At 41.6% G+C, this 12,446-nt stretch carries 7 protein-coding genes; 5 read left to right on the top strand and 2 right to left on the bottom strand.

The genetic code is table 11. The features are described from left to right. The first annotated feature begins 256 nt into the window (after window positions 1-256). Window positions 257-1,489, top strand: coding sequence for an IS4 family transposase (locus tag HMPREF0659_RS08045; protein ID WP_013264582.1), 1,233 nt, complete (start codon window positions 257-259; stop codon window positions 1,487-1,489). Between the two features lie 453 nt (window positions 1,490-1,942). Here HMPREF0659_RS08045 and HMPREF0659_RS08040 read toward each other — a convergent pair whose 3' ends face one another. Then, on the bottom strand, window positions 1,943-4,105 hold the full coding sequence (locus HMPREF0659_RS08040; RefSeq protein ID WP_013265469.1) for an elongation factor G: 2,163 nt from the start codon (window positions 4,103-4,105) through the stop codon (window positions 1,943-1,945). Between the two features lie 204 nt (window positions 4,106-4,309). Here HMPREF0659_RS08040 and hemW point away from each other — a divergent pair, with 204 nt between their 5' ends. Together hemW and HMPREF0659_RS08030 are read left to right on the top strand one after the other, a co-directional pair. Then, window positions 4,310-5,557, top strand: coding sequence for a radical SAM family heme chaperone HemW (hemW, locus tag HMPREF0659_RS08035; protein ID WP_013265213.1), 1,248 nt, complete (start codon window positions 4,310-4,312; stop codon window positions 5,555-5,557). A 100-nt stretch (window positions 5,558-5,657) separates the two neighbouring features. After that, window positions 5,658-5,984 (top strand): hypothetical protein, encoded by a 327-nt coding sequence (locus HMPREF0659_RS08030; protein ID WP_013265075.1) that lies wholly within the window; start codon window positions 5,658-5,660, stop codon window positions 5,982-5,984. Window positions 5,985-6,576: 592 nt separating this feature from the next. On the opposite strand, the gene HMPREF0659_RS08025 is transcribed toward HMPREF0659_RS08030, so the two are convergent. Next, window positions 6,577-7,797: a uracil-xanthine permease family protein gene (locus HMPREF0659_RS08025; protein WP_013265559.1), complete on the bottom strand. Its 1,221-nt coding sequence runs from the start codon at window positions 7,795-7,797 to the stop codon at window positions 6,577-6,579. Between the two features lie 202 nt (window positions 7,798-7,999). Here HMPREF0659_RS08025 and HMPREF0659_RS08020 point away from each other — a divergent pair, with 202 nt between their 5' ends. Then, window positions 8,000-9,304, top strand: a complete 1,305-nt coding sequence (locus HMPREF0659_RS08020) for a serpin family protein (RefSeq protein WP_013265444.1) — start codon at window positions 8,000-8,002, stop codon at window positions 9,302-9,304. Window positions 9,305-10,371: 1,067 nt separating this feature from the next. Further along, window positions 10,372-12,372: an ABC-F family ATP-binding cassette domain-containing protein gene (locus HMPREF0659_RS08015; RefSeq protein WP_013265888.1), complete on the top strand. Its 2,001-nt coding sequence runs from the start codon at window positions 10,372-10,374 to the stop codon at window positions 12,370-12,372. Window positions 12,373-12,446 lie beyond the last annotated feature (74 nt).

The raw sequence follows: 12,446 nt of genomic DNA, 5'->3' as shown, positions 1-12,446 counted from the left end.
CGGTTTCTTTACCCCAATAATAGGGATTCCACTTTATTATTATCTAATGAAGTAATACCACTTATCAGAGGTGAACAATCCTTTATACTACAACTGACTGTTATCATATTGTCATCCCAAATTATTGGTGTCCGATAAAACTTTTTTTGCGTTCATATCTTTTTAATTCAGAATAATAAAAAAACGGGCTGATTGTTTTGCACATTCAGCCCTTCTTATTTCCTTTGTAGTTGTCATAATAAAACAATGAAATAAGATGAACAAAAGTACACATTTTATCGGACAGCCACTATATGTTCAACTGTTAAACTATTTTAATCGTGATAAAATTCTCTCTCTGAGCCAAGCTCAGGGAGGTGAACACTATATAAAGAAGTTTGATGCATGGCATCATCTTGTTGTCATGCTTTATGCAGTAATGCTGCGTTTAGACTCTCTGCGTGAGATAAAAGCCTCTCTCTTTGCTAATGTTAATCGCTTTAATCATCTTGGTTTAAAGCATTTCCCTTGTCGAAGTACCTTGTCAGATGCAAATAAACGCCGAGATTCCGAGATATTCGGTTCGATCTATATGAACCTATATGAGAAATACCGCCATGAGCTTTACTCGGACAGCCGAAATTGTGGACAGCCTAAATGGCTGAAGAATCTAAAGATAATAGATTCTACGACAATAAGTCTGTTTTCTAACTTGGTCTTTAAAGGTGTAGGACGTAATCCCAAAACTGGTAAGAAGAAGGGTGGAATAAAAGTACATACAGAGATATTTGCCAATGAGAATGTTCCAAGCGATATTAAGTTCACATCTGCAGCTAGTCATGATCAGTTTGCACTTATCCCAGAACGATACGCCAATGAGGACCTGATTGCTTTTGACCGAGCCTATATAAACTATGAAAAGTTCTCTGAACTGACGCAAAGAGGCGTTATATATGTAACTAAGATGAAAAATAATCTTAGCTTTGAAAGGATTGCTGATACAGATTACCAGATGACTACAGATTATGGAGCTGTACGCGTAGAAACCATTCTCTTCCATAAGCATACAAAGGAAAAAGATATTTACCATAAAGCAAGAAAAATCACATATCAGGATAAGACCAAGAAAGGGAAAATCAGATTCATATCTCTGCTGACCAATGATTTTCAGATGTCAGCAGAAGATATTATAGCTATCTATAAGAGACGATGGCAAATAGAAACCTTATTTAAACAAATAAAACAGAATTTCCCGCTAAGATACTTCTATGGAGAGAGTGCGAACGCTATAAAAATACAAATATGGATTACACTTATAGCCAATCTGCTTATAACCCTAGTGAAGAACAAAATAAAGAGACCTTGGAGTTTCTCAGGCTTGGCAACAATGATAAGAATTCTACTTATGAGTTATGTCTCAATACAGAGTTTCTTTGAACGGCCACATAGAGACTGGGATAGATTGATTACCCAGGTAAAAGCCCCACCAGAAGAGTTGTCATTATTCTAGTGGGGGGGCTTGGAATTTGAAATAAGAACAAATCATGCCTATTTCAGCAGGATTGAGAGAGGATATTGCAGTATATAGAGGTTTTATCGGACAGCAATAATCCCAAATCAGTTCATTTGGCTAATAAGAATCATGTACAGTGTGGTCTAATAACCGATTTGGGCTTAACTTGGTGAGTCTTAGCAACTCCTTTGCATCGTATTTAGTCTGCGCACATGTGGTGCTAAGGCTTAGCACGCTATGTGCGGAGTATCAACACGAAATGTGCGGAGGCTTAACACAATGGCTAAAAGTGAGAGGAGAAGGTCATCTTTGTAACAACTAAGAACCAATAAGCACACATTCATTATTCAATACTGACATACTAACAAACAGAAAAGAGGTTGACTCTAATGCTACATTGCGTAGCCTTCGAATCAACCTCTTTAATTATATTAGTCTAAAATTGGAGAACTATTCTTCCTCATCCTTTATTTCTGCCTCATGTTCAGCAATCAACTTCTGCTGGATATCATTTGGAACAAGCTCGTAACTTGCGAACTTTGTTGTGAAACTTGCACGACCACCAGTGAGAGAACTCAGTGAGATACTATAGTTAGCAAGTTCTTTCAAAGGAATCTTTGCTTGTAACTTCTGATAACCTGCCTCAGAGTCCATACCCATAATCATGGCACGACGTCCCTGTAAGTCGCTCATTACGTCACCCATATAGTCACCTGGAACATACACCTCTAAGTCATAGATTGGCTCGAGAATCTTTGGACCTGCAGCCTTGAAAGCGTCTGAGAACGCATGACGAGCAGCCAAAGTGAATGAAAGTTCATTAGAGTCAACTGGGTGCATCTTACCATCGAAGACTATCACACGTACATCACGTGCATAGCTACCTGTCAGTGGACCACGCTCCATACAATCCATCACACCCTTTAAGATAGCTGGCATAAAGCGAGCATCAATAGCACCGCCGACAACAGAGTTGATGAACACAAGTTTACCACCCCAAGGGAGGTCGCGCTCTTCACGTCCCTTGATATTCATCTTAAACTCCTGTCCGTTGAACTTATAGGTTGTTGGATCAGGCATGCCCTCTGCGTATGGCTCAACAATCAAGTGCACCTCGCCAAACTGACCTGCACCACCACTCTGTTTCTTATGACGGTACTCAGCCTTTGACTGCTTGGTAATTGTCTCACGATATGGAATCTTTGGCTCCTTGAAAGTCACCTGAAGTTTCTCATTGTTCTCCAAACGCCACTTCAAAGTACGTAGGTGGAACTCGCCCTGTCCATGGACGATAGTCTGCTTCAACTCCTTACTCTGCTCAACAACCCATGTAGGGTCTTCCTGACGCATCTTTAATAATGCAGCCATGAGCTTCTCAGTCTCCTGTGAACTCTTAGCTTCAACGGCACGAGAGTATTTAGAGTTTGGATATTTAATGAAGTCAAAACGTTGGTCAGTACCCTTACCATTCAAGGTGTTACCAGTCTTTACATCCTTCAACTTCACGGTACAACCTAAGTCACCAGCATTTAACTGGTCAACAGGAATACGATTAGCACCTGCGCAAGCGTATAGCTGTCCCATACGTTCCTTTGAGCCACGGTCAGAGTTAGTCAAGTCATCACCCGACTTCACACAACCACTCATCACCTTGAAATAGCTAACTTCACCGATATGTGGTTCCATACCCGTCTTGAAGAAGTAGAGTGACTCTGGACCATTACTGTCTGGCGTAACTTCCTCACCACGTGTATTATGAATCTTAGGCATCTCATCAACGAAAGGAACAACATTGCCTAAGAACTCCATCAGACGACGAACACCCATGCTCTTACCTGCACATACGCAGAAAACAGGGAAGATAGAACGCGTTACAAGACCCTTACGAATACCTGTACGCAACTCATCTTCTGTCAATGTTTCCTCTTCAAAGAACTTCTCCATCAAGCCCTCATCATTCTCGGCAGCAGCCTCAACGAGTGCTTTATGTAGTTCCATCGCCTTTGGCATCTGGTCAGCAGGAATATCCTCAATGATAGGTTCGCCACCTTCAGGCTTCCAGCTGTATTTCTTCATCAACAAAACATCAATCAAACTATTAAAGCCAGGACCTGTTTCGATAGGATATTGTACAGGAACACACTTTGAACCATAAATCTCCTGCATGGTGGAAATAAGGTTATCAAAGTCGCACTTGTCAGAGTCCAATTGGTTAATAAGGAAGATAACAGGCTTCTTGAGCTTCTCGGTATAACGGAAATTGTTCTGTGTTCCGACCTCTGGTCCATACTGACCATTGATAAGAATAACAGCCTCATCGGTTACATTGAGGGCAGTAATCGCGCCACCTACGAAGTCATCACTACCCGGACAGTCGATGATATTCAGCTTCTTATTATTCCACTCAACATGGAATACCGTTGGGAACACTGAATAGCCATACTCCTGTTCAACAGGGAAATAATCGCTAACAGTATTCTTAGCTTCTACTGAACCGCGTCGCTTAATGACACCAGCTTCGAACAACATACTTTCGGCAAGAGTCGTCTTGCCGCTACCGGCACTGCCAACCAAGGCAATGTTCTTAATCTCGTTTGTCTGATATACTCTCATATCTGATAGATTTAAGCTGTTAGTAATAATTTATTTCGTCTCAAGGGACAAGCCGTAGCTCATCAATTCTGCGGTCTAAGTTATACATTTTCATCGAAAGCACCAAAGTTTCTTACGAAAAAAACGAAATCTTTTAAAACTTATTAGTACATTTGCATTAATTCTTGTAAGGCATACATTAATATATACGTACATACACTTATCATGTTAGGATTATACATTCACATTCCTTTCTGTGCCAGTCGCTGCATTTATTGTGGCTTCTATTCGACTGTACCAGCCAAGAAGAAGGACGAAAGGCTTTCTGTAGAAGAACGCTATGTGAATGCTATCTGCCATGAGATGGAACTGCGTGCGGAGAAGAATAGCGACAACTCTGGTGAAAGAATAGGCGGTTTGTCAACTATCTATTTGGGTGGTGGGACTCCTTCACAGCTTTCTTTTGAGAGCCTACAAAAGATATTCCAGACGATAGACAACGTGTATCACATTGGTTTAGAATGGGATACAGAGAACAACACTTGTACCACAGCGACTCATATAGAAATCACAATGGAGTGTAACCCCGATGATATAACGGAGGAATTTGCACAGAACTTGCGTTCCCTTCCTATCAATCGTATCTCTATGGGAGCGCAGACTTTCTCTGATGAACGCCTACGTTTCCTACATCGTAGACATACAGCTGACGAGGTAGAAGCTGCTGTCAAACGTCTAAGAAGTGTAAACATCAAGAACATATCAGTAGACCTTATGTTTGGTTTTCCCAATGAGACACTTGAAGAATGGAAAGAAGATATTGAGCGACTGCTTGCTTTAGACATTGAACATATCTCTGCATATAGTCTTATGTATGAAGAAGGGACTCCCCTCTATCGACTTCTTCAAGCGGGAAAGGTCAAGGATATGGACGATGAACTTTATCGTCAGATGTACGATACTCTCATCGACCGCTTAGCCGAAGCTGGTTATGAGCAATACGAGATTAGTAACTTTGCCAAGCTTAAAGTTCAAACCTCAAACCTCAAAGTTCAATGTTCAAACCTCAAAGTTCAAAGTCCCTACCGTTCTCAACACAATAGTTCGTATTGGCACAATGTCCCTTATATAGGCATCGGAGCCTCAGCCCATTCCTACAGCAATGGTAAGAGGAGTTGGAATATAGCAGATACCAAGGCTTATATCGCTGCAATTGAGGAAGACAGACTCCCTTGCGAGGAGGAGATAATTGATGCAGACACACATTATAATGACATGATTATGACCACCCTCCGAACATGTGAAGGAATAGATCTCTCAACGCTCTCTGCTGAATACCAGACTTATCTCATGCACCTTGCCAAGCCTTTACAGCAACAAGGTTTGTTGAAAGAGGACAATGGTTGGCTCCATCTCACCCGTAACGGCATCTATGTTAGCGACTCCGTTATGAGCGATTTAATGAAAGTATAAGTCTATCATCACAAATCATCACCACCCAACATTCACCACCCAACACCCACCCTCACAATTCATCACCACCCATCACCCAACACCCAACCCCCACAACCCCATGACCAACGAAGAATTTGAAAAGAAATGGGCAGAGAATCGCAAAGAGGTTCTTGCCAACAACGAAGAGTATCAGCGTATTGCCCAGAGCTATAAAGGTTCGGGCTGGATTGATTATGTCATCTTAATAGCAGGTTTTGTCATCTGCGAGAACTATACCAAGACTATTGTCAACAGTATCGTACTCCAATATCTCCTTGCCCTTGTTGGCATGATCTTGATATGGTTGGGCTATCGCCTTATCAAGAGTCTATTCAACAGCAAGCAAACCTTAGGAGAACTCGAAGAAAAAATAAAGCAACAATACAAAGATTCTATTAGTGATTAATCCACATACATGGTATGATTAGCCTCAATTAGGTGGTTGTATAAAAGGGAATAAACTACATGACGAATGTAATTAGGTGCAACGTCTATCTGTCTTTTACAAACAGTTTATTCCCATACAATTGATTTGTTTATAAACTATTTTCATACAGTTCAAAACCAATACATGCTCTTTTGGCTTCTTAAAGACGCCCAATTGACTTGCAAAAGATGCCCTTTAAGACCCTTACTAACGCCCTTTTGAAGTCCAATTAAGCACCTTTTATTTTACTGCTTTATAACCAATTGATTTCCTGTTGGTTACAAACCAGCTTCGTATATGTATTTTTGCCGTTAGTTATAGATGTTTTCTTCGGAATTATGTAATGATTTTTCAAACTCCAATCTACAGCTTTTCGAAGTCTTAAATGAAATGGTTTTCAATTTCAAAGAATGATAATAGGATAGAATGCTGACTATCTTAGCCAAGTTTTTGTTTAGTGAGTAACTTTGATTCTTCCGTTAAAGCGATACGAAAAGCGTCCACACATTTAACGGAAGAACCATGAATATGACTTATAGAGTAATCATAATTATGAATTTTGAATTATGAATTATGAATTACCCTCGCTCTTTTTCTCCTTTGCAGGTGGCAAAATAAGATTCAAGATAACACCCACCATAGCTGAAAGACCAATACCACTGATAGAGAAGCTACCCTTCTGCAGCACAGCACCACCAATACCCATCGTCAGTGTAATAGATATGATAATAATATTACGTGTACGATTAAGGTCAACCTTATGCTGAACAAGGTTCTGAACACCTACAGAAGCAATAGTACCAAAGAGCAATAACATGATACCTCCTAAGACAGCAGAAGGAATACTCTGCAGAAGCGCACTCAATTTTCCGATTACTGAGAAGACGATAGCTGTTGCAGCGGCAATACGGATTACCTGAGGATGAGTCACCTTTGTAATACTCATCGCACCAGTTACCTCACTATAAGTTGTCACTGGAGGACCACCAAAGAAGCAAGCAGCCAAACAAGCCAAGCCATCACCTAACATTGTACGATGCAAACCCGGTGACTTCGTAAAGTCTTTCTCCGCCACAGCACTTACCACATACACATCACCAACATGCTCAATCACAGGAGCTATCGCCACAGGAATCATATAAAGGAATGGTTCCCATGCAAACTGTGGCAACTGGAAATGCGCTAATGCAGGTGGAAGAGCGAACCAAGGCGCTGTCTCTACACCTGAGAAGTTGACAATACCCATTAGGGCAGCTATGCTATAGCCCACAGCAATACCGCAAATTACAGGTACTAACTTCATCAAGCCACGACCCATAGAGAGGACTGTCACAGCCGTTCCCAATGAGATAAAGGCTATAAGCCAGTTTGTTTTCGCCATATCTACCGCTGCCTTTGACAGAGAAAGACCAATCAAAATGATTACCGGACCGATAACAACTGGTGGGAAAAGCTTATCCAATAGTTTCTTTCCTTGCCACTTAATCAGTGCTGACATCACAAAGTAAACAAGTGCAACACCAGCTATTCCTGCCAACGTTCCAGGCATACCCCACTGCTTTGATGCAGAGATAATTGGAGTAATGAAGGCAAAGGAAGAGCCCAAAAAAATAGGAACCTTACCTTTCGTAACCAAATGAAAGATAAATGTTCCTAAACCTGCTGTGAATAACGCTGTTGCTGGGTCAAGTCCCACGAGCAAAGGGACGAGAACAGTAGCACCGAAAGCAACAAAGAGGAATTGCACTCCCACTATTGTCTTTCGCATCGGCGATAGTTGTAAATTACTCATGTATAGAATGATTATTATTAGTATTTGTCAGAGATGTATTGCTACGCATTCAATTTGCAAAATTATAAAAAATGTATGTCATTGTGGTTGAAATAAGAGAAAAAATGATTTTTAAGTAGAAAAAGAGTTCCTTTATGTATGATAGCGCAAGTCTTTTTGTATCTTTGAGTCATCTTTTCTAAGTCTAAACAGATAATACGCTATGACAAAAAAACTTCTATATGTCCCTATCCTACTTTTATTAGTTTGTTGCACACAATCTAAAAAGACTCTACATATACTTGAAAAAACAGCCCAGAAGACTACAACAAGTTCACAGCTGACACTTGAAGATGCTGCTAAGAAAGCCAAATTAGATTACGTTCTGTCTGAAGAGGAGACAAAGTTCGTCTCAAGTTCAAATATGTTCAGTCTGAAGTTGTTCCAACTATTAGCCAAAAAGAACAGTAAGGAGAGTATAGTTTTATCGCCCATGGCTGTCATTTATTCATTAGACATGATTAACAACGGTGCAAACGGAAAGACACAAGAGGTCATTTCGAAGGCACTTGGCTATACGGCTGATGACCTTGATGCCATTAACTCACTTAACAGAACAATGCTGATTGGTCAGAGAAAGGAGGAGACGAATGTAGATAATGAGTCGATGGGATATATGATTACTGCCAACTTCCTAATGCTACATGAGCAAACAAAGCTATTACCTGACTTTCAAGAAGCATTAGAACACTATTATTTCACCAATATTATCGACTCTGCCAACACTCCGAAGGGCAAAGAAAGTGCTAACAAACTTTGTAAAACAATCACCAAAGGTGAGATTCAATCCTTACCTATCAACCTTACAGGACCTCGTGCCGCACAGCTTATCAATGCCGTTACACTTAAGACGGCTTGGACCTTACCGTTCGACAAAGATATCACAAAGCCTATGCCTTTCTTCACTGAGGATGGTAAAAGCAAGCAGGTCAATATGATGAGTAACTATGATACAATGCAAAAGTATCAAGGTTATACCACAAAGGATTATCAAGTGCTGCGTATGCCTTTAGAAAACGGCTTTAGTCTATATGCTGTTCTACCTCTAAAGAAGAATAACTTGCAGGATGTCATTCGCAAGTTAACAATCAAAGAATTGCATAAAATCTCTCAAAACACCAAAGCGTATGACTATGTAAACGTACTGTTTCCACGCTTTACCATCTCTGCAAATATTCCTATGAAACAGCTTTATGGTGAAATGGGCTTAGGTAATCTATTCTCTCGTGAAGCCGATTTTGGTAAGATGAGTACTCAACCACTTGCTGTTGACGATGTTTTCCAGCAAATAAACATGAATATTAACGAGGAAGGAATCAGTGCAAAAGTCATTCAAGTTATGCTATTTGCCAAATTATCAGCTATGGATAGTTCGTCTACGTTCACCTTCAAGGCTGACCATCCTTTCCTTTATTACATTCTTGACAAATATAACAACATCTGTTTTATCGGGAAATATATGGGTTAAGGGTTCTTCCATTAAATACGTAGTTTGGAAATAGAATCAAGGCTTACGCTTGTATGGTATGACTACGCTCAAATTAGATGGTCTTACAAGGGGGATAAACTACAAGGTGAAACGCAAATAGCCACGATGTCTATCCGACTTCTACCAACAACCTAATCCCACATTACGCCATTTGTAAACTATTTTCACACCCTACAATACCAATACATGCTCTTTTGGCTTCTTAAAGACGCCTAATTGACTTGCTAAAGGTGCCCTTTTGAAGCCTTACTAACGCCCTTTTGAAGTCCAATTAAGCACCTTTTTCAACGCTACTTTATAACCTGCTGACTCTCTGCAGGTTACAAACCTGCTTTTTATACGTATTTTTTACCGCTATTCATAGAGGTTTTATTCGAAATTATGTAATATTTTTTCAAAGCCTTGTCCGACTTTTGAAGTATTAAAATATTTGTCTTCATGAAAAGAACTTGGCAATGAGGGCACACGGAGTCACGGAGGGGACGGAGGTAAACGCAATGTCACGGAGGTGCCGACGGCACAAAGAGCGACGGAGGTATAGCATACAGATTCTTGATAATTATTTGGGGATAAACGCGTTGTAAATAAGCTAATAGAATTGGCAAACAAACTCCGTCGCTCGATGCACCGACGGTGCCTCCGTAACTTCCATTGCTTTGTTTTAACAATCCTCCGTTCTCTCCGTATCTCCGTGTGACATTTCGTCAGAAACCTAACCTTAAGTGGCAAACCTTATCACTCCAAAATCCTAAAGACCAAAATAATATTGCTGATAATTACACAACTTCATTGCTTCTTTGTGTTATTTTTACTAACTTTGTACATTACATATAATGCAGAGAAAACATAGGCTTAAACTGACATTAGTCATTAGAACCTATACATATTGTGGTCTGACAAGCGATTTGGCTTAAATAAACCAAAGATATGGTTTGTGAGGAGTTTAAAATAGTTCTTTATCCTTTGATATAAGGCTGTTTGGGAACTTTCTTATTCAAAAATAAAATGTTATCTTTGCAAAGAACATTTAGGAAAGAAAAAAGAAAATGATATCAATAGACGGACTGACGGTGGAATTCGGCGTGAAGCCATTATTTAAGGATGTTTCATTCGTCATCAATGAACGAGACAGGATAGCCTTAGTGGGAAAGAACGGAGCAGGAAAGTCAACGATGCTGAAGATTCTCTGTGGAATGCAGAAGCCTACGAGCGGCGTTGTGTCTGTACCAAACGATACAACAATCGGTTATCTACCACAGGTGATGAAGCTCTCTGACGATACGACCGTGAAGGAGGAGACGCGTAAGGCTTTCGCTGACAAGACGAAGATTGAGGAGAGGCTCAAGAAGATGGAGCAGGAAATGGCTGAGCGAACTGACTATGAGAGCGAGGGATACGCTGAGTTAGTGGAGCGCTTTACGACTGAGCACGAACGATATATGATGATGGGAGGAGAGAATTATGAGGCTGAGATTGAGCGTACACTAACGGGTCTCGGCTTCAGCCGTGATGACTTCGAGCGCCCTACACGTGAGTTCTCTGGCGGATGGCGTATGCGTATCGAGCTGGCGAAGATTCTTCTCCGTCGTCCTGACGTACTTCTGCTGGATGAGCCAACGAACCACCTTGACATTGAGTCAATCCAATGGCTGGAACAGTTCCTCTCACAGAGCGCCAAGGCGGTTGTACTTGTGAGCCACGACCGTGCGTTCGTCAACAACGTCACAAACCGTACGTTGGAGATAACCTGTGGACACGTGGAGGACTATCGTGTGAAGTATGACGAGTATCTTGTCCTCAGAAAGGAACGCCGTGAGCAGCAGCTCCGTGCGTATGAGAACCAACAGAAGGAGATTGCCGATACAAAGGCGTTCATTGAACGGTTCCGTTATCAGGCTACGAAAGCCGTACAGGTGCAGCAGCGCATCCGTCAGTTGGAGAAGATTGTGCCTATTGAGGTGGATGAAGTGGACAATTCGGCTATGCGTCTGAAGTTTCCTCCATGCCTGCGCAGTGGAGATTATCCAGTCATAGCAGAGGGATTGGGAAAAACTTATCCAAGTAGACTGCATAGTGACGGACCGGGTCAGACGGTCTTTGAGGGGGTCGACCTTATTATTAAGCGAGGTGAGAAAGTGGCTTTCGTCGGTAAGAACGGTGAGGGAAAGTCTACCTTCGTGAAGTGTATTATGGGCGAGATTCCTTTTGATGGTACGCTGAAGATTGGTCATAACGTACAAATCGGTTATTTCGCACAGAATCAGGCACAGCTGTTAGATGAGAACCTCACGATATATGAAACCATTGATAGGGTAGCCACAGGCGATATGCGCTTGAGGATAAACGACTTGCTCGGTGCCTTTATGTTCGGCGGAGAGACGTCGGAGAAGTATGTCAAAGTACTTTCGGGAGGCGAGCGTTCACGCTTAGCGATGATTAAACTCCTGCTTGAGCCAGTAAACCTCCTAATCCTCGATGAGCCTACGAACCACCTCGACATCGCCTCAAAGGAAGTGCTGAAAGAGGCTATCAAAGCCTTTGACGGTACGGCAATCATCGTGAGTCACGACCGTGAGTTCCTCGACGGATTAGTAAGCAAGGTGTATGAGTTCGGTGGTGGTAAGGTCAGAGAGCATTTAGGGGGTATCTATGATTGGCTTAGAAGCCCCCTCCAACTCCCCCGAAGGGGGGAGAGTGCAGAGAACCTCTCGCCGGTATCATCAAAACCTAATGATAGCAGAAATGCAACTCCCCTCCCTTCGGAGGGGTCGGGGGAGGCTTCTGGTGAGGCCCTATCCTACGCTGAACGCAAAGAGCAACAGAAGAAGATTCGTAAGGCTCAGCGTGCTGTGGACGAGTCAGAGGCTAAGATAGCGAAGTTGGAAGCACATAAGAGCGAACTCGATGAACTCCTGATGGCTCCCGAGAATGCCTCAAATATGGAACTCGTGACAGAATATACCAACCTTCAGCGTGAACTCGATGAGGAAAACGAACGATGGCTCATACTGTCGGAAGAGTTGGAGACTTTGAACTTTGAACTTTGAACTTTGAACTTTGAACTTTGAACATTGACCTTTGAACATTGAACTTTGAACATTGAACTTTGAACTTTGAGCTT

The organism is Prevotella melaninogenica ATCC 25845, assembly GCF_000144405.1.
Taxonomy (GTDB): Bacteria; Bacteroidota; Bacteroidia; order Bacteroidales; family Bacteroidaceae; genus Prevotella; species Prevotella melaninogenica.
Note: the sequence above shows the minus strand (reverse complement) of the source record. Positions and strands in the feature narration are given on the sequence as shown.

Bases quoted from the DNA above. Each gene is read 5' to 3' on its own strand.
- HMPREF0659_RS08030 (WP_013265075.1), top strand. From the start codon at position 5,658: ATGACCAACGAAGAATTTGAAAAGAAATGGGCAGAGAATCGCAAAGAG.
- HMPREF0659_RS08015 (WP_013265888.1), top strand. From the start codon at position 10,372: ATGATATCAATAGACGGACTGACGGTGGAATTCGGCGTGAAGCCATTA.
- HMPREF0659_RS08045 (WP_013264582.1), top strand. From the start codon at position 257: ATGAACAAAAGTACACATTTTATCGGACAGCCACTATATGTTCAACTG.
- HMPREF0659_RS08040 (WP_013265469.1), bottom strand. From the start codon at position 4,105: ATGAGAGTATATCAGACAAACGAGATTAAGAACATTGCCTTGGTTGGC.
- HMPREF0659_RS08020 (WP_013265444.1), top strand. From the start codon at position 8,000: ATGACAAAAAAACTTCTATATGTCCCTATCCTACTTTTATTAGTTTGT.
- HMPREF0659_RS08025 (WP_013265559.1), bottom strand. From the start codon at position 7,797: ATGAGTAATTTACAACTATCGCCGATGCGAAAGACAATAGTGGGAGTG.
- hemW (WP_013265213.1), top strand. From the start codon at position 4,310: ATGTTAGGATTATACATTCACATTCCTTTCTGTGCCAGTCGCTGCATT.